Below are 23071 nucleotides of genomic sequence, written 5' to 3' on the forward strand. Positions count from 1 at the left end.
ATAGTTCTGTCTTCAAGTAAATCATATCACAACTTTGGGATTGGTACGAATGGAACACTCACCAAATAGATTTAAACTAGTTGACATCTTGAATAAATAAGATTATTTTCTGTGTTTCTTTGTCCACTTTTCTGGATTTTAGATATACTTCCTTTTATACCTCTTACAATTTACTTAGTTTTCCTTTGATTGTTTCAATATGTAATTGCTTTGTTTCATCATCAGCATGCATAAAGGGTTTAAGTATTTGGAAATAGTATTTTATATCCTCTGTTGTTAGCTTTGGTGAAGTATTTTGTAATTCTCTTTTAAGTAATGCTTTTAGCTGATTTCTTTTTCCCACACTCACATTTGAACTCGTAACGGTTATTTTCTTTAGTTCACAATTATTACTGAAAATAATAAAAGACTGCATCAATGATTCATCAGTAATATCTAAAGCTTCTTGCAAAGCTTTAATGTGACCTTTATTTTGCCAAATAGGATTAAAAAATTTGAACTTCTTTTTATTTGGAAAAGTCTGAGTCCAATTACGATGTTTTTCATCTCCAAATATCCATCCGCTATAATTTTTTGATTCAATAACAAAAAATCCATATTTTGTTATCATAACCAAATCAATTTCGGTCGTACTACCATCCTCTTTAGGAATATAAAGATTCGTCAATATTAATTTTGTCCCTTTTATTTTTTCAAGAGTCCGATATATATTGTATTCACCCATGTTTCCTTTATCAAAGAAAGTTTGCCAAAAAGTATGATTACTTGCGCGTTGATAATTTGAATCATTAAAATCCAAATAGTTCATGAAAATGATTATTCCAAATACTAGTATATACATAACAAATAACATTCCTATAAGTGCTACCATTAATTCTATTTCCTCCACATTTCTTATTTCATTCCTTACTAATCATACCTTAAGTTGAGTAGAATAAAAATAAAGGATTCAATGAAAAACACTTAAGATTCATTCTTAAGTGTTTTTCTAACTTTTTAAATTGTATCAAACTGAAAAATTGTTTCTGAAATGACTTGCCTTTCTATTCTTTATCAACTGTTGTTTTTATTCATTTTCAAATAATCCACAGCTTTTTTTAACCCTTCTAAACCATCCATTACTTTCTTTCGCGGACAACCGATATTCATCCGAAGGAAGTCTTTTCCTTGTACTCCATAGATTGATCCGTCCATAATAGCAACTTCTCCAATTTCGATAAGAGCCTGTTGCAGATCTTCCATCTCGAAAGGCAATCCACTGATATCGATCCAGGCTAAGAATGTTGATTCTGGGATGGTAAACTTAATTTCTGGAATCTGTAATTTTAAGTAATTAGCTACGACAGTTAGATTACTTGAAATATACTCATTCAATTCGTCTACCCAATTTTGCCCACTGCTATAACCTGCCATGATGCTTTCAATACCCATAATGCTCGCAGATGACAAACCATCTCTATTTTTCAATACTTCTAAAAAATCTTCTTGCAATCTTTTATCTGGTATCAATGCATAGGAACCTATCAGACCCGAAGTATTAAACGTTTTACTTGCGGAAGAACAGATAGCTATTTGTTCAAATTTTGTTGGCACTGAAACAACTGGAAGATGTTGATAAGTTTCTCGAACAATATCCATATGAATCTCATCGGAAATCAAGAATACATGGTAACGATCACATAACTCAATCATTTTAGTCAACTCTTCTTTTGTCCAAACTCTACCTGTTGGATTCTGAGGGCTGCACAATAAGAAAATCGTAGTTTTTTCATCAGCTAATTTTTGCTCTAAATCGTCAAAATCTATTGAATAAATTCCGTTAATATAGTGAAGCGGATTTTCTGCTATCTCTCGTTTATTCGTGCGAATTGTTTTAAAAAAAGCATCATAGGCTGGTGTTTGAATGACTACTTGTTCTCCTACCTCCGATTTTAATTCAATTAAGCGTGAGATAGTATAAATGACAGAAGGTGAATAGACGATCCAATCTAAATCAACTTGGGTTGCAAATCGTTCTTTATACCATGAGACAATTGATTGTTTAAAATCAATATGGTTCCATCTAGTATAGCCGTATATTGGATGAGACTCTCTCTTTTTTAGCGCGTTATTAATAACGTCAGGGACAGCAAAATCCATATCAGAAATAGTAAAGGGCAATAAATCATTTACCCCAAAACGGTCTTCTATATAATCCCACTGCGTACAGTACGTTCCTTTCCTGTCAATCAATTCATTAAATACATTTTTTTCCAACACTACCGCACCCTTTTCGTTAGATTAATCGTTCTAATTGGTTTTTTAATGAAGCTACTTGAGTTCCGATGATGACTTGAAGATTCTGATCGTCTAATTTCATCACTCCCAATGCTCCATTAGCCTTTAATACTTCTTCATCAACTTCATCCATATTATGAACCACTAACCTTAACCGAGTAACGCAATTGTCCAATGAAGCTATATTTTCAGTACCACCTAAAGCAGATAGAATAACAGGAGCATCATATTTCCCTTTTTTCTTATGGCCTAACTCTTCTTCTGAATAATTTGTGTTGTCTTTATTAACGAGTTCTCTTCCTGGTGTTTTTAAGTTAAATCTCTCAATAGCAAATTTAAATACGAAGTAATAGATAGCAAACCAAGCTGCTCCTACTAACAAGACCAAATACCACTTTGTTTGGTTTCCTTGTAATACGCCAAAAATAAGGAAGTCTAAAATTCCACCATCGGTATTTCCAATTTTAACGTTCAGTAAAGCCATTACCATAAAACCTAATCCAGTCATAATCACATGGAATAAGTACAATAATGGAGAAACAAATAAGAATAAGAATTCAATCGGTTCGGTAATCCCGGTTACAAAAGTTGCTAAAACACCAGAAATTAATAATCCTTTAATTGCCGATCTATTTTCTGGTCTAGCTGTTTTATACATGGCTAATGCAGCAGCAGGCAGACCAAACATAAAGGTCGGCATTTTCCCTTGTGATAGAAAAGCGGTAGCATCTGCACTGATTGGAAGTCCTTCTTGCAATTGAGCATAGAAAATATTTAATGCTCCCGAGACAGTATTTCCATCAACAATTTGTGTTCCACCAGCTTCTGTAAATCGAATCATCGATACTAGAATATGATGCAACCCAGTTGGTAATAACAGTCTTTCTCCAGCACCAAACAAGAATGGGCCAAAGCTTCCAGCACTTTGAATCAGATTTCCAATACCTGTAATTGCTGCTCCAAATATTGGCCAGATCATTGGCAATAGCAAACCAACTATACTTAAAACTAAAGATGTAATGATTGGCACAAACCTAGCTCCACCAAAAAACGCGAATGCATCTGGCAATTGGATTTCAGAGAACCGTTTATGTAGCGATGAAACAACAATACCTACAATAATCCCACCTAGAACACCCATTTCAATCGTTTGGATGCCCATAACCATTCCTTGCCCTGCTTCTCTCAAAAATTTTGGATCAGCCAAGATATTGGCTTCAGTTAGATAAAAATTAATGGATAAGTTCATGATGATGTATCCAACTAGTCCAGAAAACGCTGCTACTCCTTTATCATAGCGGGCTAATCCTAAAGGAATCGCCATTGCAAACAAGACAGGTAAATACGTAAAAGCAAATCCGCCTATAGTAGATAAAAAACGGAAGAATATTTGCAAATACTCATTGTTAAGAAAAGGCATAATTTCAAGAGTCGTTGCACTTGTAAATGAGCTGCCTATTCCCAACATCAATCCCATAAACGCTAATAAAGCGACCGGCAACATGAATGTTTTGCCCAATCCTTGAAAAAACTCCCAAAAACTTCCCTTACCCTTTTTCATTATTTTCTCTCCCTTACTCTTTTGTATCTTCAAGATACCTTTTCGTCACGCCTCTAGCAAGCGTTTACATAATTTTTGAAAAGTGTTACAAGGAATGTAAGGATATACAAAAAGTAACTATTTATTTGTTGTGTTGCTTGATGTACTCAATGATTACTAGATCCATTAACAAGTTAAGAGTAAATCTAGAACTCATATCAATTTCATCGTAATAATGACTTTCTGAATAAGCCATAAGGGTTAAATCAGCAAAAGATTCTATTTGACTACCTTGCGTACCTGTTAAAAGAATCAATGGTACACGCCTCTGTTTTAAAATAGTAGCATATTCTATCAGGTGTAGGGTTTCACCACTATGAGATATTAAAATAGCAATATCTGTTGGCTTTAAATGATTAGCAACCGCTCTTAACTCATCCCAGTCATTTCTAGCAGAAGCTATTTTCCCTGCAAATGTCAGCTTTCTTGCAGCCTCACTGCAAAATGAAAAAGACGCTCCTACACCAAAAAACTCCACTAATTGGCTAGCATTTAATAAATCAACTGCTTGTATTATATTTTCTGTATTTAAAGCATTCACCGTTTGATTCATTTCGTTTTTAAAACGGCTAATGTGTCTAGCTATTTCTCCAACTCCTTGTTTTTCCTGATGTTTCTCTTCTTTTGTTCCTTTGTACTGATCTAAAGCATATTTTAATTGTTGGTAACCTTTAAAACCTAATTTCTTACATGTACGGCTAACAGTAGCAGTCGATACATAGATAGTGTTAGCAAAGTCCTCTATGTTTAGTTCTGATACTTTATTTGGGTATTTCAACATGTATTCTAATACTTGAGATTCTAATGTACTCAATTCTTTTCGTTTAACCAATAATTTCTTAAAAAAGAGATTAGCCTCTGACAAACTTTCTCACTCTCCTATGTTTAATTTACTTATTAGTAAAAATAATTTCCTATCTTAATAAAACCTACATAACATTTATATAACTATTCTATCTAACTCATCATAACTTAAAATAATAAAAATAAAAAATATTAAATGTAAAAAAGAATACTTAAAATCTCGTCTTAAGTATCCACTAACTAAATTTATGGAATTATAAACTTTGTTATCTTTTTTTTATTGGTCCATTTCTTCATTTTTTCAGTAGCTGTCATATCAATTTAGATAAAGCGTGCTATTCTTTTACGATTAAAATTCTTCCATTACTCTCTTTTAGCCGTAATGGTAAAGTTGTAATCCTCACTTTTAAAGTAAACTTCTGAGTATTCAAAGTACAACCCGTTGGTCAATAAACCAGTAGATTCCAGTTTTAGTATAGGTACGTTATCATCAATAGCTAGTATTTTTCTAATGTCATTATTAGGTAAGATAGGTAAAAATATTTGTTGGCTTTCTTTAATCTTGTAGTGCTGGTGACTTTCAATAAATTTATATTTTGAATGCATCATCGTTTCATAAGTCAAATCAGGAAATAGTTCAATCGGCAAATACGTATCTTCTACTACTAGCGCTTTTTCATTTGCTAACCTTTTCCTTCTAATAAAATAAACTTTAACATTTTCCTCTCTATTCAATTGGTAAGCAACTTTTTTAGGAGCTTCAATAATTTCATATCTTAAAATTTCACTTCTGACTTTTTCTCCACTACTTTCCATATCTTCTGTAAAACTTTTTAAAGAATAAAGTTTGTGCTCATAGGACTTCTCTTTTACATAGGTTCCACTACCATGTTTTTTTTCAACTAAATTCGTTTCTACAAGATTTTCAATAGCTTTTCTAATCGTCACACGACTAACAGAATATTCTTTAGATAAGAGATTTTCAGAAGGGATTGGATCGCCAGGCAGGAATTTACCTTGTTGAATTTTCTCTTTTATATCTTTGGCAATTTCTAAATATAAATGTGATTTAGGTTTTATATTACTCACCTTCCTTATAACTTTATAATACAAATTTTATAAAAATGTTGCAACTTTTTTAAAGTTGTATTATAGTTGTATTGTTAATTAAAAGCGTTTACAAAAAAAGGAGTGTTTATATGGAAAAACAACATTTAACGATAGCCGGTGGAGGGAGCACATATACTTTAGGATTGTTAATGAGCCTGATTTCTGAAAAAGATAACTTTCCTTTAGCCAGTATTACTTTTTATGACACTGATATTGAACGCCAACAGAAAGTTGCTGAAGCCAGTAAAGTTGTTATTAAAGAAAAATATCCAGACTTGGAAGAATTTATTGTAACCAGTGATAAAGAAACAGCTTATAAAGATAAAGATTTTATTTTTGTACAAATCCGTACAGGCGGTCTTGAAATGCGAATAAAAGATGAAGAAATCCCTCTATCACATGGAATAGTCGGTCAAGAAACCTGTGGTCCTGGTGGAATGGCTTATGGTTTAAGATCCATTAAAGATATGATTGAACTAGTAGAAGATATTCGATTTTATTCTAAAGACGCATGGATACTAAATTATACAAATCCAGCTGCAATCGTTGCTGAAGCATTGAAACGTGTTTTCCCTGAAGATCATCGTCTGATCAATATTTGCGATATGCCAATTTCAATTATGAATGGATTAGCTACCCTAATCAACAGAAGCGTATGGGACTTGGATCCAGGATACTTTGGCCTAAATCATTTTGGCTGGTTTACTGATATCTATGATACAGAGGGACACAACTTAACTGACGAAATAAAGAATAAAATTCTATCAGAAGGTCTCCAACCTGAATCGGAAATAGCTGAGGATCCTTCTTGGATTGCAACTTTCAAACAAGTTGAACAAACTTTACGAGATTTCCCTGAATATATTCCTAATACTTATTTGCAATACTACCTTTACCCTAAAAAAATGGTTGAAAAAGAAAATCCTAAATACACACGAGCTAGCCAAGTAATTGGTGGAAGAGCTAAAGAAGTCTTTGAAATGTGTGAACGCATTTCAGCTCGTCAAACAATAGCAGATGAAAAACTAGAAGGCGATGTTCATGGCGTTTATATGGTTAAAATAGCTGAGTCATTTGCTTATAACAAAAATGAAAAATTTATTGTAATGACTAAAAATAATGGAACGATTCCAAATATCCCAAAAGAAGCCATTATTGAAGTTCCCGCTCTCATTACTAGCAATGGTGTTAAACCAATTCAAGTAGGAGAAATTGGCACCTTTTATAAAGGTCTGATGGAAAGCCAATATGCCTATGAAAAATTAACCGTTGATGCTTATTTTGAAGGCAGCCGACTAAAATTATTACAAGCACTAACCCTTAATCGAACAGTGGTAAATGCTAATATAGCAAATGATATCTTAAATGACTTATTAGAAGCCAATAAAGATTACTGGCCAAATTTTGCTTAATCAATAAAAAAACGAATATTAAATTACTAAAGGAGGAATTGACTATTTTATGAAAAAACTGATAATCAACGCAGATGATTTTGGCTACTCTGCTGGGGTCAATTATGGAATTATAGAAGCTCATAAAGAAGGAGTTCTTACTTCAACAACAATGATGGCCAATATGCCCGGATTTGAACAAGCACTTAATCTACACGAACAATATCCTGACCTTGGTATTGGAATCCACTTGGCACTGACAACCGGAAAACCTGTCTTATCAAACTTAAAAACCATCATTGATGTAGACGGGAATTTTCGTAATCAAGCTTATTATAAAGGCTCGTTTATCATTGATGAACAAGAAATTTATGATGAATGGAAAGCACAAATCGAAAAAATTCTAGCTACTGGTATTAAACCCACACATGTAGATACTCATCATCATGCAAATCTTTTTGGTGATTTTAACGCCATTTATTTAAAATTAGCGGATGAATACCATTTACCAGTCAGAAACAACTTTACTAACACAGATTCTAATAGAAGAACAACGGATGGTTTTATCTATACCATGGAAACCGTTATTCAAAGCTCCGAAACTTTAGAAAAGGTATTTGAAGAATACAATTCAGTTGAACTCATGTGCCATCCTGCTTTTATAGATAAGTTTTTATTGAATCATTCATCTTATACTTATCCTAGAACAGAAGAATTAGAGTTATTGACGCATCCAAGAATCAAGACTCTTTTTTCCAACCATAAAACTATTGAGCTGACAACATTCGAAAGCATTTAGAGAGGAGTATCATCAATGAATACTTTTATGCAAAAATTAGGTCGTTCGTTATTGCTTCCCATCGTTGCTATGCCTATCGCAGGTATTTTATTTCGTTTAACTGCACCAGATTTATTGAATATTCCAATTTTTCAAGCAGCTGGTTCTATTATCACTAGAATGGATGAATTGATTGCCATTGGTATTGCCATTGGTTTGTCCAAAGGGAAAAACAAAGGAATTCCCGCACTAGTAGGTTATCTAGCAATCATTATTTTAAAAGAAGCCTTCGCTCTAGTTGCTCCAGAACAAAGCATGAACGTTTTTGGTGGGATTCTAGCTGGTTTAGTAGCTGCAGCAATATTCAATAGATTTAAAGATACTAAGTTGCCAGACATGTTAGCATTCTTTTCCGGCGAGAAATTTCCTATTACAATGATCATTATAGTTATGTTACCTATTGCTTGGCTGTTAACAATAGTGTGGCCATTTGCTCAAAGTGGAATCGATACATTTGCCCAAACTTTAATGGGATTGGGTGCGATTGGAATTTTCTTATTCGGATTCTTTAATCGAGCTTTGATTCCTATTGGACTTCATCATGTTTTAAATACGTATATTTATTTTGGTATGGGATCTTACACTACTGCTTCTGGAGAGGTAGTGCATGGAGAGATTACACGTTTCTTAAACGGTGATCCAACAGCGGGTTACTTCATTGGCGGATTCTACTTAGTGATGATGTTCGGTGTTCCAGCTATTGCATTAGCAATTTACAAGGCAGCTAGATATGACAAAAACCAAACTAAAACATTGATGAGTTCTGGAACTGGTACTTCCTTTTTAACTGGTATTACAGAACCCATTGAATTTACTTTCTTATTTACATCTCCTCTACTTTACTTTATCCATGCCGTATATACTGGTTTAGCAGGTGCTATTCTTTATTTGTTTAATGTACGTCTTGGGTTTTCATGGGGCGCAAGTGTGATTGATTATCTTGCAAACTTCGGGATAGCTGATAATCCATTATGGGTCATTCCAATTGGAATTATATTTTTCTTACTATATTATTTCACATTTTACTTTGTGATTAAATATAAACAAGTTCCAATTATTGGACAAATAGCTCCTGAAACAATCAGTGATGAAGTAACAGATGAAGAAAAATCATATAAGTTATCTCACAGCAATCATGCTTACATGGCAAAAAAAGTATTAGAATTTTTAGGTGGACAAGAAAATATAGATAATGTAGATAATTGTATTACTAGATTACGTATTGACGTTTTAGACTCATCTATAGTCAATAAAGAAAAGATTCTTCAAACAGGAGCTAAAGGGGTATTGATGAAAGGTAACCATGTTCAAGTTGTAATTGGGCCTGAAGTTACTACAGTTAGAACTGAATTAGATAAAATAATTTAATTTCCATGTTCAATCAACCAAACTGAAAAAACTCAAAAAGGCAGCCAAAAGTGACTGCCTTTTTGTGTTCTGTATAATATTAATGTAACATTTTCAGCGAAAACATTCAGCCATTCATTTAATAGTTCAAATGAGATTCTATAATCTACGCTATCTGGATGGATATTATCAATTTGTATCAAATGATAAGTATTCATAAATGTCCATTGCTGTGTTGCAACAAATTAAACAATGGTCATTTATTGTTTAATTTGTTGCAACTGAAAATTCTGTATTAATTATTAATCTATCCTATAACTAAATATTGATCTCAACGATTTATCTTTCCAGATCCTGTCTCTAAAAAACTGTTTACTTCAGAAACACTAAATTGATTACAATCTCCTTGGACCGTATGTTTCAATGCAGATGCTGCTGCAGCAAAATTTATAATCGTTTGAGGATCATTTTGGCATAGAAGACCATGCAAAACGCCACCAGAAAAGGCGTCTCCACCTCCTATACGGTCTATAATAGGATTTATATGATGACAATCAGACTCATAATATTTTTTATCTATCCATAAATTACCGGTCAAATCGTTTTTAGTTGCTGAATGAATGATTCTTTTGGTTGAGTAAAAAACTTCAATATTAGGGAATAGTTTTTGCATTTCTTGATAATAATAAATCATTTCATTTTTGATATCCTTATTTTCACTGTTCTCAGAAATATTCAGAAGATACCTGGCATCCATATCTCCAGCTGAACAATAATCTACATACGGCAAAATCAGTTTGATTATTTCCCTTGCTTCCTCTAAACTCCACAATTTAGAACGGTAATTGATATCAAAACTAATCTTAACACCTGCCTTCTTAGCAGCTTTGATTAAGTTCATTGTCAGCTTCTTCCATTCTTTCGAAAGTGCAGAAGTAATTCCAGAAATATGAAATAAATCGACGCCTTCGAAAAGAGCATCTAAATCCCACTCAATTTTTTTCATATCACCAAAACTAGAACCCGCTCGATCGTAAATCACATTTGCGGACCGCTTACCTACTCCAGCTTCCATATAATACAATCCTAAACGTTGACCACCAAAAAGCAGATGTGTAGTGAATACTCCATAACTATTCAGAAATTTTTTAACGGATTGGCCTAAAATATTATTGGGAACTTTGCTGGCAAAGGCTACTTCATGACCATAGTTGGCAAGCGAAATGGCTACATTCGCTTCTCCTCCTCCATAACAAACATCAAGTTGTTGTGCATGTGCTAATCGTTCTCCAGGATTTGTTGAGAGCCGCATCATGATTTCTCCCAAAGTTACAACTTTCCCCATATTATCTTTGTCCCTTTATTTCGTAGTATTTATCCATATATTGTGCTGCTAGATCTGTCACTTTATCAAAATCTCCGGTTTTTACTGGCTCTAATAAGTTCCCGCCAACTCCGACAGCCACTACGCCTTCATTGAACCAATCTGCCATATTGTCTATGCTGACTCCACCTGTAGGCATGATATTTAAATAAGGCAATGGAGCTTTAAATGCTTTAACCACACTAGGACCATACACGCTTCCAGGGAATAGTTTGACAATATCAACACCGCTTTTAAGTGCTGTTTCCATCTCAGTGATGGTCATGCATCCTGGTAGGTAAGGAATTTGATAAAGGTTACACATTTCTGCAGTAGCTGGGTTAAAGCTCGGACTCACAATATATTGAGCACCAGCCATAATGGCTAAGCGAGCTGTTGTTGCATCTAGTACTGTTCCAGCTCCAATAACCACATCATCATGGTCTTTGTAATCCTCAGCCAATTCTTTTATGATTTCATTAGCTTCTGGAACAGTAAAGGTTAATTCTATACTTCTAATTCCGCCCTTAATAACCGCGTGACTCGTTTTTAAAACTTCTTCTTTCGTTTCACCTCTAAGAACAGCTATGACTCCTGCTTCTTCTATTCGTTGTAAAATATTCATCTTTTTCATTCTTAAAACTCCTTAAAAAAATTATGATCTCTTACTACTTAAGATAAAATAGCATTTCCTAAAGTACTTCCTGCAAGATGTTCACCTTCCAGATTACTTTCACCTGATAATCTTTGAACTTTGTCCATATTAGTGACAACAACAATGATCGTATCATCTTTTTGAGCTTGTTTAATTTTTTCTAAATTAATATGAGCAATTTTTGTCTTAGGTGTTACAGATTCTCCTACTTTGACAAAAATATCAAATGCTTCTCCATTTAAACTCATTGTATCAATTCCCATATGAACAAGAATTTCAAGTCCATTTTCTGTTACTAGACCAACCGCATGTTTCGTTGGAAAAATTGTTTTAACTGTACCAGAAACAGGTGAATAAATATCTCCTGATGTAGATTTCATAGCATAACCGTCACCAATCATTTTTGTTGAAAATACATCATCATTTACATCTTCTAAAGGAACATACAAGCCATCCGTAACGGCACTCAATTGAACTTCGTTTGAACTTTCCTCTATTGTTTGTTTTGGTACTAAAAAACTAGTAATGGCAAACGAAACTCCGATTGCAATAATAATTCCTAACACTGCATAAATAAAATATTGACCAATATAAGCTGGTAGACTGAAAATACTTGATAAAATATATCCATAAATTCTTACTCCAAAGAAACTTATGAAAGCAGAAGAAATTGCACTACCAATAGTCGCTGCAAGAAACGCTTTTTTATACTTTGTTAATACCCCGAATAAAGCAGGCTCAGTAATACCTAACAATCCTGAAAATGCTGCTGATAAGATAATCGATTTTTCTTCTTTTGTTTGAACTTTTTTATATAAAGCAACCGTTGCACCTGTTATAGCCATATTAGCCATAAACATCATTGGCATTAACATGTCGTAACCTTGATTAGCAAAGTTTTGCAACGCAATTGGTGTCATAGCATGATGTAAGCCTGTAAGAATAGCGATGGGTCTGATCAATCCAACTACCACACCGGCTAAAATTGGCGAAATAGTAAACAACCAACTCACTCCAGCAGCAAGCAGATTACCAGCATGAATTCCGATAGGCCCTATTACCGTTAAAGCAATTAATCCTCCAACAAATAATGAAATCGTTGGTGTAAATACAGTACGTAAAATTTCTGGTAAAACTTTGTCAACCCACCGATAAATATAACTTAGTGCTAAAACAGCAAAAATGATAGGAATGACCGTTCCGGCATAGTTAAATACGGGTACAGGAAGGATGCCGAAAAGCATAAAGCTTGAGATTTCGCCTGATGCTGCAGCTGCAGTCATTGTTGGAAATTGTAATGTTGCAGCAATTGCAATGGCTAGGTATTGATTGGTTTTAAAAATACGTGCTGCAGAAGCTGCTACAAAAAATGGTAAGAACGTAAATACTCCACTAGCTAACATGTCAATTACTTGAAAAGTTGGTGTTTCATTAGAAATAACATTCAAAGCAACCAGACCAGCCATCAATCCTTTTATCATACCAGCACCTGCAATAGCTGGTACTATTGGCCCAAAAACACCAGAAACCGTGTCCATGAATAAAGATACTAATCCTTTTTTCTCACTTTGTTGATTATCGTTGCTATCTGATTCATTTTCGATACCTAACTCTTTAGCTAATATTTCATAATAATCAGCTACATTTGTCCCGATAACGATTTGCAATTGATCGCTTTGAAATTTTGTACCTACTACACCAGGTATCTTTTCTAGTTCTTTATAGTTTACCTTTTCTTTATCTTTAAGATTAAATCTTAAACGAGTCATACAATGCCATGCATTATTTATATTTGCTTCGCCGCCGACATGTTGAATGATTTGTTTTGCAACGTCTTCTTTTTTCATTTGATTCCCCACCCTTTTTCTCTGTTTATTTTTTGTTTCCGTTTACAACTTGAATAATAGCACAATATGCTAAATTATAAAAACAGTCCTAAATACGGAAAAAGCAGAGTAATCCTTTGATATAACAGCGTTTTTAGGTTTTCATTTTATTATTGGACTGGTTTTTATTCATATACCTCCATCTTTTCATACCAAATTGACAGTCGCTCCTATTACATGTTTCAATATACATGTAGTCTTAAAAAAAGGAAAAGAGGTTTGAACATGAAACCAACGATAATCACAGATATCAAAAGCTATACCATCAAACCAGATCGCCATAATTTAGTAGTAGTAAAAGTAGAAACAAATAGAGGAGTCATTGGTTATGGTTGTGCAACTTTCCAACAACGCCCATTAGCGGTTAAGGGCATGGTTGACGAGTATTTAAAACCTCTACTAATCGGTAAAGATGCTAATAATATTGAAGATTTGTGGCAAATGATGACGGTTAACTCTTATTGGAGAAACGGACCAGTAATTAATAATGCCATTTCAGGAATAGATATGGCTCTTTGGGATATTAAAGGAAAATTATGTGATATGCCACTTTATCAATTATTAGGTGGAAAATCTAGAGATGCTATTGCCAGTTATACACATGCAGTGGCAGACAATTTAGATGATCTCTACGGAGAAATCGACAGTATCCTTTCAGAAGGTTACCAATACATCCGTTGTCAACTAGGTTTTTATGGCGGGCCAGCTACTGAATTGAATACGCCTAAAAACACCTCTGAAGGTTCTTATTTTGATCAATACCAATACATGGATACAACCTTGAAAATGTTTGCTGCTATTCGAAATAAATATGGCAACTCATTCCAAATGCTCCATGATGTCCACGAACGTCTTTATCCAAATCAAGCAGTTCAATTTGCTAAAAAATCTGAAGAATTTAATTTATTTTTTTTAGAAGATCTATTACCACCTGATCAAAATGAATGGTTAAAACAAATTCGTTCTCAATCATCTACTCCAATTGCTACCGGCGAATTATTTAATAACCCAATGGAATGGCAGTCTCTCGTTAAGAACCGTGAAATAGATTATATGCGTGCACATGTCTCACAACTAGGTGGAATCACACCTGCTATTAAGTTGGCACATTTTTGTGATGCTATGGGAATCCGGATGGCTTGGCATACTCCATCTGATATTACTCCAATTGGTATTGCTGTAAATACACACTTAAACATCCATCTTCATAATGCTGCTGTACAAGAAAATATAGTAATTCCTGAAAATACAGCTAGCCTCTTTTCACATGTACCAGTAGCTGAAAAAGGCTACTTTTATCCTATTGATAAACCTGGGATCGGTGTTGATTTCAATGAAGAATTAGCTGAAGAGTATCCAATTGTCTATCGACCTCATGAATGGACACAAAGTCGTACACCTGATGGCACAATCGTTACTCCTTAATCAAATACTAGAAAAGACCCTACTACATATATAAATAATATGTGGTAGGGTCTTTTTCAATCAGTCATTTTGTCTAGTCTGATGGCTTTCCTTATTAAAGGGAATAATATAAGTGCATGTATAATCAATAGCTGTTACTTCACTGTATTCATAAACTTGTCCAGTTTTCAAAATACCACGGTTAATAATTTTCATTGCTGGAGTACCTTTCTTGCAAAGCAATAATTCAGATTGTTTCTTAGTGATTAAAACGGGAGTGTAACTCGTTATATAATGTGAAATATCATATCCTGATTGCTGTACATATTTTTGGATAGAGTCTTCAACAATGCTAGAAGTTAAATCAGGAAAAAGTGAAACCGGTAATTTTGATGTCTCAATTTGTGTTATTTTATAGTTTACTATTCGAATACGCTGAAAGACCCAAACAAATTGTTCGTCATCTAATTCAAAAATTTGTCGGTCTTCTTCTAAAGCAGGTTGCTTTTCCAAAAAAACTATTTTTGAACTGATTCTATCATAGGAATTTCTTGTCAAAGAGTTATAAATCAAAGGATTTTGTTTAGCATCTTTGCGGATAAATGTTCCTGACCCTTGAACGACTTGAACTACGCCAATATCACTTAAGCTATTGATAGCTTCTTGTATCGTATATCGTGAAACTTCATATTGAATAGCTAAACTTCTTTGCGTAGGCAACTTACCATCTGAATAATGTTCTTGATAAATTTTACTTAATATATCTTGGACTACAAATTCACGTTTTTTCATAACAAATCTCCTATTTCCATGTTTTTTTACGCATTAATACTACCGTTTAGACTGTTTTTAATACTAGTATAATAAAATCTTTTATTATATCAGATTCATTATTAGTATAACTTACCCTCTAAGAAAGACAAATCCCAAACTAATAGATGACTTAAAAATAATTGTATGTTCTAAGCTAAACGATTTAAATTTAATCAAAAAAAGAATACCTAAGATTTCCTCTTAAGTATCCACTAATTAACTTTATGAAATTACTAACATTCCTATCTATTCTTATACTGATCCATTTCTTCTCTTGATTGTTTAATTCTCTCAGTACTAGTTATATAATTTTTAGACAAGAATGCGTAAAATAGAACATCTATCGCAATGAGTTGTGCATGTAGCGAGCTCGAAATAAACTGATTGTCTGTCTCAATTGTTTTTACAGTTTGTATCGTATAGTCAGCTTTATTCGCTAGACTATTTTGACCGAATTGGGTCAGCCCAATGGTTTTTAAGGAACTTTTTTTGGCTAGTTTGATGAGTTCGATAATTTCTTTCGTTTCTCCTGAATTGGAGATGCCAAAAAAAAGTGCATTTTTTGGAGCCGCTCCTAGCATCGATACCAATTGATGATTATCGGTAGGGCAGACAACTATTTTGCCTACTCTACTCCATTTCTGAACCATATTTTCAGCGATAATACGCGAATTCCCTACACCATACACATAAACGATAGAAGCTGCTTCAATCAGTTCAACGACACGCTCAATGTCAAACTCATTCATCAATGCACTGGTTTCTTCCATTGATTTAAAAGCATTAGCCAATAGTTTACTTTTAATATCGCTGATAGTTTCTTCCGCTTCTATTTCTGCATAACCCGATTCATCTATGGATACGATTTCTGCGGATAAATCGACTTTGAGTTTGGTGAACCCATTAACTCCAATACGGTTGCACAAACGAATAACAGCGGTCGAATTCGATTCTGCAGCTGTTCCCAGTTGAGCAGTTGTCATTTTGATTGTTTCTTCAGGATTTGTAAGAATGTACTCGCCGATTTTCCTTTCAGAATTAGGAAGATCATCAAGGACACTTTTAATTCGACCTAAAATATTATTTCTAATCATGCTGTTTCACCTCGTATAATCAAAAGATACAGGAATTTTCAAAAGAAAGCAATCTAATGAGCATACGTTATTTTTCCTAATATGACGGGTTTTGTCGCCCCTGTGGCACTTGGCACATTGCTTGGCAAATGATGAATGGTCTGGTTCGCTAATATAGTCATCGCAACCGCTTCTTTAGCTTCAGAAGAAAAGCCTACTTCTTCCTGGATAAGGACTGTTTTACCCGGCAATTGTTCTTTAATCATCTGAACCAAAACAGGATTGTAACTTCCTCCTCCACCAATAATCAAATCCGACTGGTGATCCATAAAGTCACGAATATTTACTACAATGGACTGCGCAGTAAATTGAGTAGCTGTTGCAATAAAATCATCTGGCGCTACCGTATTTTTCCATTTTTCAATCAAAGCAGCAGTATACTCCACACCAAAATCTTCTCGTCCGGTTGTTTTAGGGTACGGTCTTTCAATATACGGATGAGCCATCATTTCACTTAGCAAGGCTTGATCTACTTTCCCAATAGCCGCATGCTCACCATTATTATCGTAATTTTCTTGATAAAAGTGCTGGCACAATTCATCAATAATCATATTCCCAGGTCCTGTATCAAACGCAAGAACATCTTCCATTTGCGCTCCAGCAGGGATTACCGTCACGTTGCCGATGCCACCAATATTTTGCAATAAACGTGTCCGTTCAGCGTCTCGATATAAGACAAATTCAGAATACGGCACAATTGGAGCACCTTGACCATTTACGGCCATGTCTCGTGTTCTAAAATCGGATACGACCATTGTTTTAGTTTCTTCCGCGATAACTGATGACTCCCCAATTTGCAAAGTAGAAGCTAACTGATGAGATCTAGGAACTGGCAAATGGTAAATTGTTTGACCATGTGAAGCGACAAAATCAACTTGTTCAAGTGGGAAGTCTGCTTTCTCACAAACAGCTTTAACGGCTTCACTAAAGACATATCCTAACTCCACATTCAAACTGCAGATTTTATCGACTGAAGACGTTTCGATCGATAAGACCTCTTTGATTTTTTTGACTATTTCAGTGCCTAATGGAAGTGTTGCAAATTCCATCAATTGAACAGTTGTATCGGTATTCGTTCCATGAATCTCCACGAGTGCTGCATCGACTCCATCTAATGATGTGCCTGACATGATTCCGACTGCAAAGGCCATTTTATCACCTCGATTATTTTTTTAGAGCATTCAATTCTTTTTGCATCTCGATCATTTGCATGATTAAGGTTTGTTCCGCCATTGACGTCATCAATTGGTCTTGCGCATGAATCAACAGCAAGCTGATTTTGATGTCTTCTCCGCGAATCTCATCTTGAACCAATTTCGTTTGGGTATTGTGAGCCAGATTCATTTCTTTTTTGCACTCTTCCATTAATTGGTCGCATTCTTCATATGAACCAGCACGAGCTTTTTCTAAAGCTTCATACGCTAACGCACGAGCATTTCCCCCATGCCCAATAATATCAAAAATGATCATTTCTAAGTCTTCCATTTACTTCATCTCCTTTAGTTGATTTTTAAGCTAAATTGAAATTTTTGCCACGGTTTTAAATAATCCAGTAAAAATTGCTCTTCTTCTAGCACATGTCCGACAACATTAGATTTCCCGGAGTTTTTCATTGGCTGCAAAGCTACTTGTAATTCACCGGCATAATGCGCATATAAAGAAGTTTCGATAATAATGTCGCCTTTTTTCATGTCCGGTGTGTTGAACGGAACAAATTCATGCCCTTTATATTTCACACGGCTTTGCGTCGAACGGATCACATAGTCCGATACGTCTCCACGGTTAAAGTGAAATTCTTCTGTAACGATTTTTGCTTCCAATTCAGGAACGTCTGCTTCTAATTCGCATGTCAGTGTTAATTGGTAAGGATTCAATTTACTCAATGCTTGAAGTTCTGCTTCACTTGCAAAAGCATTGGCAATAATCACATCATCGATCACTTCAGTAGCCCACAAATGCTTGGCTTGCACGTCGATCGGCCATTCTCGGTGCATATCCAATGTACATAACCCTTCATCTACCGGCCAAGGACCAATGTGAGCAGATGGTGAATTCACAAAAGCAGCCGTTACTAGCCCATGTTCTTTGTATTGCTTACTCGTTTCGATAAAATGATCATAATTCAAACCCGTGTAGCGGTGTGGGTAAAAATTGTGACACCCCATTAAATTAGCCGCATTGGCTTGATAGCTCATAATATTGTCTAAGTACTTTGTTCCACTGCTGATATTCAATTCAATTTTTAAGCCTTGCGGATTAAAAGTCATAATCGATTCTTCATTCCCAGTAAAGCCCATATCTAAACGAATACCATCTGCACCGATTTCTTTGAAAAACGTCAAGTCATTGTAACTGATTCCGAGTTCGCCAAATACTTTTGGACTGACATCCGCAATCACTTCCATGCCTTTTTCTTTTGCATGCATAATCACATCTGTGAACTCTTGGACGATCGTTTCTTTATCCCCTTCTACCGATAACAAACATGTGAACACTCGTTTGAAATTGTAACGTGCGGCCAAATCAATATACTCTCTGATTTCTGGAACTGAACTATGGTTTGGATAAACTGAAATGCCTAATCTTCTCATTCTAATTTCCTCTTTTCTTTAAAATTAAAAATGCCCATAAAATTGCGGCTGCTCTTTGGGAACAACTCGATCCCATTCGTTTAAAACACACTCTGAAGCAATAACTTTTTCGTGATAATGGTACCAGTTCAATTCATGGTAGCCTGCTAGATAAGAGGACAGACTTGCAATATCCATCTCCAGACAGTTTTCTCGTGCAACTTCTTGCTCATTCACCTTAACAACACTTTGAGAATCAATGGCATAAATCCCTTGGTTCCATGGAGCAAAAACATCCGTCACTTTCAGATACAGCCGCTTGGTTAACGCTTGAAAAGGATAAGCGGCTAAAAAGCGCTCAACGTCTACAATCCGAATCATTGTATCGTGCACGACTTCTTTTTTGAATTGGGGTTCATCCCATTGACTGCCAAATGATTGATGAACAGCTGATGTACCGATGACTTCTGTAAAGTTTGAACGATGGACTCGGATGAATTCCCATAAAGCTTGTTCGGCTGACACATTAAGTGCAATCTGATCCAACACTTCAAAAGTCAAGTCGTTCATCACGTAACGGATAAAGCCTTGAGGCTGTCCATTCTTGTCGATACTTAAGGCAAATAAAGCATCCGGCTGTCTCATTTCAAGACGTTTCCACCATTCTTCATTGCGAATCATCAGCCCATTCGTTTTAAGGGCATACGTTTGGTACACTTCTTTTACACGAGCTAGTTGTTCACGATTCTCCTTATAATTGAAGCGTTCAATGTTCCCCATATCGCCTTTTTTCATTGAAAATAGATGAGAGGGAAACTTGTACTGTACTTTATCAAAAAAAAGATCCCAGCCAAAATGACGGTAAAAAGAAACGGAAAAAGGTCCTAAAACGGATACCAATTGTCCTTGAGCACGCATCTCTTCTAATACTCGCATCAATAATTGTTTCATCACACCCTCATTACGGTACTCAGGATAAGTAGCCACAAATGAAATGCCGCCCATTGGGAACAGCTGTCCATGGATAGCTATTTCTAGTGGAAACGCCATGACTTGCCCGGCTAATGATTCTCCATTAAATGCTCCAATAGAGTTGCTGACTTTAGCCCAGTGAAGAAAGTCTTCCAACGTTTGTCCAGTATAGTGATTGCGAAAACAGTAATCTCTGATAGCGACCATTTGATGGATTTCATCTTCTCGTATCTTACGGTAGTCTAGCATTTCTGTTCACCTTCTTTAATTATTGATAAACGAAAATCCAATAAGCTTATTTCGTTTTCTTTTTTGGAAATTGACTAGCACGAATGACACCTTTTACTTGGTTCTTTTCAATCATAATACGACCTGTTTCAAAAAACATGATCGCGCAAAGTCCTGATAACAAATACAATCCGTAATTTACTGCTGTTGGCAAATTTTGAAAGAGAATCGTTGGAATCAAAACGACTAAGAAAGCCGAAAACCCAAAGATCCATCGATTAATATAGATGTTTTTTTTCTGTAAGAAACCGACCAACTTAACACCTGCTAATACAAAAATGATTAGAAAAATAATGAGTGCAATTCTCACTTATGGTTCCTCCTTTTATTAAACTAAGAAAGGGCTGAGACAAAAGTCCCAACCACATTTCTAATAGTTTATCCTTATTCTATAGCGTATTAACCCGCTACTGTATCTGTTTGCAGATTATTTTTTTCTGCCATTTCCGAATGTTCTTCTTCTACCATTTTCTTATCGTAAACTTTAACGAATGGATAGTAAATCAAAGCAGCAATCGTCATATTGATCATAACTAAAGCTGCAGCTTTCCAGTCATTTCCAGCTGATAAAAATGCACCAATTGGAGCTGGCAAAGTCCACGGAGCATTTACTGAGAAACCGTTAATGACCCCGAATTTCACTGCAAAATAACTGATCGTAGTTGTCACTGATGGAGCAACTACGAATGGAATCGCTAAGATCGGATTCATTACGATCGGTGTTCCAAAAATCAATGGTTCATTGATATTAAAGATAGACGGAATAATTGAAAAACGTCCAACTTGTTTTAAATAAGCTGATTTGGTAAACAACAATAAAATACATAACGATAGTGTTGCACCAGATCCACCGATCCATACTAACCATTGGTAGAATTGTTCAGGTGCGATATACGGCAATTCATTACCAGGTGTTCCACTAACCAACGCTTGACCATTTGCTTCAAGCATAACTAGCCACATTGGACGCACGATTGAACCAATAACACTGACACCGTGCACTCCAGCTGCCCATAACATGGTGATCAAGACTACTGGCAGCAAAACACCTAATAAATTATTTCCTAAAATATTGTTTAATGGTGTAAAGATATTAATCAGAATTTGGTTGATGTCAAATCCAAGCAAGACGCGGATAATCCAAACAAAGACAATCACAAATGTACCTGGGATCAATGCTTCAAAACTTCTGGCAACTGATTCTGGTACTTGTTCTGGCATTTTAAGCATTAAGTTTTTTTGCTTAAATAAACGTAGCACTTCAACTGCAAAAACCATGGCTAAAATAGCTGAAAACATTCCTGATCCACCAAGATTTCCCATTGGCAGAACCCAACCAATTGCTTCGCCTTCAGGAAGGGAGGCATCAACGTTCACTGGAACCGTTAACATTAAAAAGGTTGCTAACGAAAGAACCCCACCGGAAACTCCATCTAACTTATAAGATTTTGATAAACTATACCCCATACCATAAGCTGCATATAATGACATTAGACCAGTTGTGATACGGAACGGAATCGCAATTTGTGCTGCATACGGTGCAATTGCTTCAGCCCAAGACGCGATTGGTGGATTTCCAATAACTAAGAAGAAACACCCAATAATAATTAAAGATAATGTCGAGATAACCCCATCACGGATGGCTTTTAAATGTTTTTGTTCCGATAACTTAGCTAAAGGCGGCATGAATTTTGTTTCAAGCCAATTCAGAAAATTCGTCATATTTACTCTCCTTTTACAATCTATAATAATAAACAAATGCATGAATCAAGTAAAAAATTAACGGTACTTTTTAATCAACTCTAATGTTTTTGGCGCTCCAATTGGTGTATAGCCCATTGGTTCAACTTTATCAATTGGGACACCGTTTTCATTTGCGTATTTTTCAAATGTTGCATATTGGTGTTTTACTTGAGGTGCTACCAATAACAATTTGTAGTCGCCATCTTTTAATTCATCTTCCACTGCTCCAGACCCTACTGCGATCATATCCAAATCAAAATCCTGTTTTGCAGCTTCCGCTTTAATTGCTTTAACCACGATTGCACTTGACATTCCACCAGAACAAACCATGATAACTTTCATCTTTTTTCCTCCTATTATCGAATTGAATTGAATTTTTGTTAAGGGTACTTTAGTATTTATCTATCTAGCTTCAAATTTATTTCATCATATTCTTTTATTGCTACCCTCCTTATCAAAGCCTCTATACTAAATATGTATCCCCTTTCAATAGAGTATAGCTTAACCGGAATTTTATTTCAATATAAATAACGATAAATTGAAATAAAAAAACCAAAATAACCAATTTACTTTACAATTATTAAAAAATAGAAGATATACCTTGATAAATTAAGTCCACATACAGATTCACTATCTAGTTATAGTTTATGAACCCTTGAATTGTCCTCTTATTTTTTGCGTACTTTAAATAAAGAGGAGGCGAACTTTATGATAGTAATCAAAAAGCGGAACAAATCGAACTATTTGCGTGCCATAGAAGCTTTGGACAAAAGGATGGTATTGCCTGATGAAGAAACATTTCATTTGATGAATATGCAATTGATCATACTACACATAACAGATGCTAGAAATAAATGAACGCTTAAACTAAAAAAGC

The 23071-nt window shown here is 35.0% G+C and carries 22 protein-coding genes; 5 read left to right on the plus strand and 17 right to left on the minus strand.

Annotation, left to right across the window (positions count from 1 at the left end):
* Positions 1–163 precede the first annotated feature (163 nt).
* The 5 genes from BR65_RS04395 to BR65_RS04415 all read right to left on the minus strand — a co-directional run bounded on the left by BR65_RS04395 (position 164) and on the right by BR65_RS04415 (position 5770).
* Positions 164–871: a nuclease-related domain-containing protein gene (locus tag BR65_RS04395; protein ID WP_034536923.1), complete on the minus strand. Its 708-nt coding sequence runs from the start codon at positions 869–871 to the stop codon at positions 164–166.
* A gap of 182 nt (positions 872–1053) precedes the next feature.
* Complete coding sequence (locus BR65_RS04400) at positions 1054–2256, minus strand: MalY/PatB family protein (RefSeq protein ID WP_034538610.1); 1203 nt, start codon at positions 2254–2256, stop codon at positions 1054–1056.
* 19 nt (positions 2257–2275) lie between these two features.
* Positions 2276–3838 (minus strand): maltose/glucose-specific PTS transporter subunit IIBC, encoded by a 1563-nt coding sequence (gene malX / locus BR65_RS04405; protein WP_034536924.1) that lies wholly within the window; start codon positions 3836–3838, stop codon positions 2276–2278.
* A gap of 121 nt (positions 3839–3959) precedes the next feature.
* A complete protein-coding gene (locus tag BR65_RS04410; protein WP_034536926.1) occupies positions 3960–4742 on the minus strand; it encodes a MurR/RpiR family transcriptional regulator in 783 nt (260 codons plus the stop codon).
* Positions 4743–5044: 302 nt separating this feature from the next.
* Positions 5045–5770: a GntR family transcriptional regulator gene (locus tag BR65_RS04415; RefSeq protein ID WP_169741891.1), complete on the minus strand. Its 726-nt coding sequence runs from the start codon at positions 5768–5770 to the stop codon at positions 5045–5047.
* A 110-nt stretch (positions 5771–5880) separates the two neighbouring features.
* Between BR65_RS04415 and BR65_RS04420 the strand changes: the two genes are divergently transcribed.
* The 3 genes from BR65_RS04420 to BR65_RS04430 are packed head-to-tail and all read left to right on the plus strand — an operon-like array spanning position 5881 to position 9388.
* On the plus strand, positions 5881–7203 hold the full coding sequence (locus BR65_RS04420; protein ID WP_034536928.1) for a family 4 glycosyl hydrolase: 1323 nt from the start codon (positions 5881–5883) through the stop codon (positions 7201–7203).
* 49 nt (positions 7204–7252) lie between these two features.
* The gene (chbG, locus tag BR65_RS04425; protein WP_034536930.1) at positions 7253–7981 is read left to right on the plus strand and encodes a chitin disaccharide deacetylase; all 729 of its coding nucleotides are present in this window, start codon (positions 7253–7255) and stop codon (positions 7979–7981) included.
* Between the two features lie 15 nt (positions 7982–7996).
* Complete coding sequence (locus tag BR65_RS04430; protein ID WP_034536932.1) at positions 7997–9388, plus strand: PTS transporter subunit EIIC; 1392 nt, start codon at positions 7997–7999, stop codon at positions 9386–9388.
* Positions 9389–9698: 310 nt separating this feature from the next.
* Here the strand turns inward: BR65_RS04430 and BR65_RS04435 are convergent, their stop codons facing one another.
* Genes BR65_RS04435 through BR65_RS04445 form a run of 3 tightly spaced genes read right to left on the minus strand, consistent with a single transcriptional unit; the run spans position 9699 to position 13232 of the window.
* Positions 9699–10712 carry a sugar kinase gene (locus BR65_RS04435; RefSeq protein WP_034536934.1) on the minus strand — a complete coding sequence of 338 codons (1014 nt, stop codon included), beginning with the start codon at positions 10710–10712 and terminating at the stop codon, positions 9699–9701.
* Position 10713: 1 nt separating this feature from the next.
* A complete protein-coding gene (locus BR65_RS04440; RefSeq protein WP_034536936.1) occupies positions 10714–11364 on the minus strand; it encodes a bifunctional 4-hydroxy-2-oxoglutarate aldolase/2-dehydro-3-deoxy-phosphogluconate aldolase in 651 nt (216 codons plus the stop codon).
* 38 nt (positions 11365–11402) lie between these two features.
* Positions 11403–13232 (minus strand): glucose PTS transporter subunit IIA, encoded by a 1830-nt coding sequence (locus BR65_RS04445; protein WP_034536937.1) that lies wholly within the window; start codon positions 13230–13232, stop codon positions 11403–11405.
* 264 nt (positions 13233–13496) lie between these two features.
* Between BR65_RS04445 and BR65_RS04450 the strand changes: the two genes are divergently transcribed.
* The gene (locus BR65_RS04450) at positions 13497–14696 is read left to right on the plus strand and encodes an enolase C-terminal domain-like protein (RefSeq protein WP_034536939.1); all 1200 of its coding nucleotides are present in this window, start codon (positions 13497–13499) and stop codon (positions 14694–14696) included.
* A 60-nt stretch (positions 14697–14756) separates the two neighbouring features.
* On the opposite strand, the gene BR65_RS04455 is transcribed toward BR65_RS04450, so the two are convergent.
* The 9 genes from BR65_RS04455 to BR65_RS04495 all read right to left on the minus strand — a co-directional run bounded on the left by BR65_RS04455 (position 14757) and on the right by BR65_RS04495 (position 22536).
* Positions 14757–15467 (minus strand): GntR family transcriptional regulator, encoded by a 711-nt coding sequence (locus BR65_RS04455; protein WP_034536940.1) that lies wholly within the window; start codon positions 15465–15467, stop codon positions 14757–14759.
* A gap of 263 nt (positions 15468–15730) precedes the next feature.
* Positions 15731–16582, minus strand: a complete 852-nt coding sequence (locus BR65_RS04460) for a MurR/RpiR family transcriptional regulator (protein ID WP_034536942.1) — start codon at positions 16580–16582, stop codon at positions 15731–15733.
* A gap of 53 nt (positions 16583–16635) precedes the next feature.
* The gene (gene anmK, locus BR65_RS04465) at positions 16636–17772 is read right to left on the minus strand and encodes an anhydro-N-acetylmuramic acid kinase AnmK (RefSeq protein ID WP_034536944.1); all 1137 of its coding nucleotides are present in this window, start codon (positions 17770–17772) and stop codon (positions 16636–16638) included.
* A 13-nt stretch (positions 17773–17785) separates the two neighbouring features.
* Positions 17786–18106, minus strand: coding sequence for a PTS lactose/cellobiose transporter subunit IIA (locus BR65_RS04470; RefSeq protein ID WP_034536945.1), 321 nt, complete (start codon positions 18104–18106; stop codon positions 17786–17788).
* Positions 18107–18120: 14 nt separating this feature from the next.
* A complete protein-coding gene (locus BR65_RS04475) occupies positions 18121–19212 on the minus strand; it encodes a DUF871 domain-containing protein (protein WP_034536947.1) in 1092 nt (363 codons plus the stop codon).
* Positions 19213–19236: 24 nt separating this feature from the next.
* Positions 19237–20412 carry a GNAT family N-acetyltransferase gene (locus BR65_RS04480; RefSeq protein ID WP_034536949.1) on the minus strand — a complete coding sequence of 392 codons (1176 nt, stop codon included), beginning with the start codon at positions 20410–20412 and terminating at the stop codon, positions 19237–19239.
* 46 nt (positions 20413–20458) lie between these two features.
* Positions 20459–20761, minus strand: a complete 303-nt coding sequence (locus BR65_RS04485; protein ID WP_034536950.1) for a hypothetical protein — start codon at positions 20759–20761, stop codon at positions 20459–20461.
* 89 nt (positions 20762–20850) lie between these two features.
* Positions 20851–22173 carry a PTS sugar transporter subunit IIC gene (locus tag BR65_RS04490; protein ID WP_034536952.1) on the minus strand — a complete coding sequence of 441 codons (1323 nt, stop codon included), beginning with the start codon at positions 22171–22173 and terminating at the stop codon, positions 20851–20853.
* A gap of 57 nt (positions 22174–22230) precedes the next feature.
* The gene (locus BR65_RS04495; protein ID WP_034536953.1) at positions 22231–22536 is read right to left on the minus strand and encodes a PTS sugar transporter subunit IIB; all 306 of its coding nucleotides are present in this window, start codon (positions 22534–22536) and stop codon (positions 22231–22233) included.
* A gap of 366 nt (positions 22537–22902) precedes the next feature.
* Between BR65_RS04495 and BR65_RS13805 the strand changes: the two genes are divergently transcribed.
* On the plus strand, positions 22903–23052 hold the full coding sequence (locus tag BR65_RS13805) for a hypothetical protein (protein WP_244877146.1): 150 nt from the start codon (positions 22903–22905) through the stop codon (positions 23050–23052).
* The last annotated feature ends 19 nt before the right edge of the window (positions 23053–23071 follow it).

The sequence above is a fragment of the Carnobacterium inhibens subsp. inhibens DSM 13024 genome (assembly GCF_000746825.1).
GTDB classification, from domain to species: Bacteria; Bacillota; Bacilli; order Lactobacillales; family Carnobacteriaceae; genus Carnobacterium_B; species Carnobacterium_B inhibens.

What these genes read in the sequence shown, in the direction of transcription:
- BR65_RS04395 (WP_034536923.1), bottom strand. Translation starts at nt 871, where the DNA reads ATGGTAGCACTTATAGGAATGTTATTTGTTATGTATATACTAGTATTT.
- malX (WP_034536924.1), bottom strand. Translation starts at nt 3,838, where the DNA reads ATGAAAAAGGGTAAGGGAAGTTTTTGGGAGTTTTTTCAAGGATTGGGC.
- BR65_RS04420 (WP_034536928.1), top strand. Translation starts at nt 5,881, where the DNA reads ATGGAAAAACAACATTTAACGATAGCCGGTGGAGGGAGCACATATACT.
- chbG (WP_034536930.1), top strand. Translation starts at nt 7,253, where the DNA reads ATGAAAAAACTGATAATCAACGCAGATGATTTTGGCTACTCTGCTGGG.
- BR65_RS04430 (WP_034536932.1), top strand. Translation starts at nt 7,997, where the DNA reads ATGAATACTTTTATGCAAAAATTAGGTCGTTCGTTATTGCTTCCCATC.
- BR65_RS04435 (WP_034536934.1), bottom strand. Translation starts at nt 10,712, where the DNA reads ATGGGGAAAGTTGTAACTTTGGGAGAAATCATGATGCGGCTCTCAACA.
- BR65_RS04440 (WP_034536936.1), bottom strand. Translation starts at nt 11,364, where the DNA reads ATGAAAAAGATGAATATTTTACAACGAATAGAAGAAGCAGGAGTCATA.
- BR65_RS04445 (WP_034536937.1), bottom strand. Translation starts at nt 13,232, where the DNA reads ATGAAAAAAGAAGACGTTGCAAAACAAATCATTCAACATGTCGGCGGC.
- BR65_RS04450 (WP_034536939.1), top strand. Translation starts at nt 13,497, where the DNA reads ATGAAACCAACGATAATCACAGATATCAAAAGCTATACCATCAAACCA.
- BR65_RS04455 (WP_034536940.1), bottom strand. Translation starts at nt 15,467, where the DNA reads ATGAAAAAACGTGAATTTGTAGTCCAAGATATATTAAGTAAAATTTAT.
- BR65_RS04460 (WP_034536942.1), bottom strand. Translation starts at nt 16,582, where the DNA reads ATGATTAGAAATAATATTTTAGGTCGAATTAAAAGTGTCCTTGATGAT.
- anmK (WP_034536944.1), bottom strand. Translation starts at nt 17,772, where the DNA reads ATGGCCTTTGCAGTCGGAATCATGTCAGGCACATCATTAGATGGAGTC.
- BR65_RS04470 (WP_034536945.1), bottom strand. Translation starts at nt 18,106, where the DNA reads ATGGAAGACTTAGAAATGATCATTTTTGATATTATTGGGCATGGGGGA.
- BR65_RS04475 (WP_034536947.1), bottom strand. Translation starts at nt 19,212, where the DNA reads ATGAGAAGATTAGGCATTTCAGTTTATCCAAACCATAGTTCAGTTCCA.
- BR65_RS04480 (WP_034536949.1), bottom strand. Translation starts at nt 20,412, where the DNA reads ATGCTAGACTACCGTAAGATACGAGAAGATGAAATCCATCAAATGGTC.
- BR65_RS04490 (WP_034536952.1), bottom strand. Translation starts at nt 22,173, where the DNA reads ATGACGAATTTTCTGAATTGGCTTGAAACAAAATTCATGCCGCCTTTA.
- BR65_RS04495 (WP_034536953.1), bottom strand. Translation starts at nt 22,536, where the DNA reads ATGAAAGTTATCATGGTTTGTTCTGGTGGAATGTCAAGTGCAATCGTG.
- BR65_RS13805 (WP_244877146.1), top strand. Translation starts at nt 22,903, where the DNA reads ATGATAGTAATCAAAAAGCGGAACAAATCGAACTATTTGCGTGCCATA.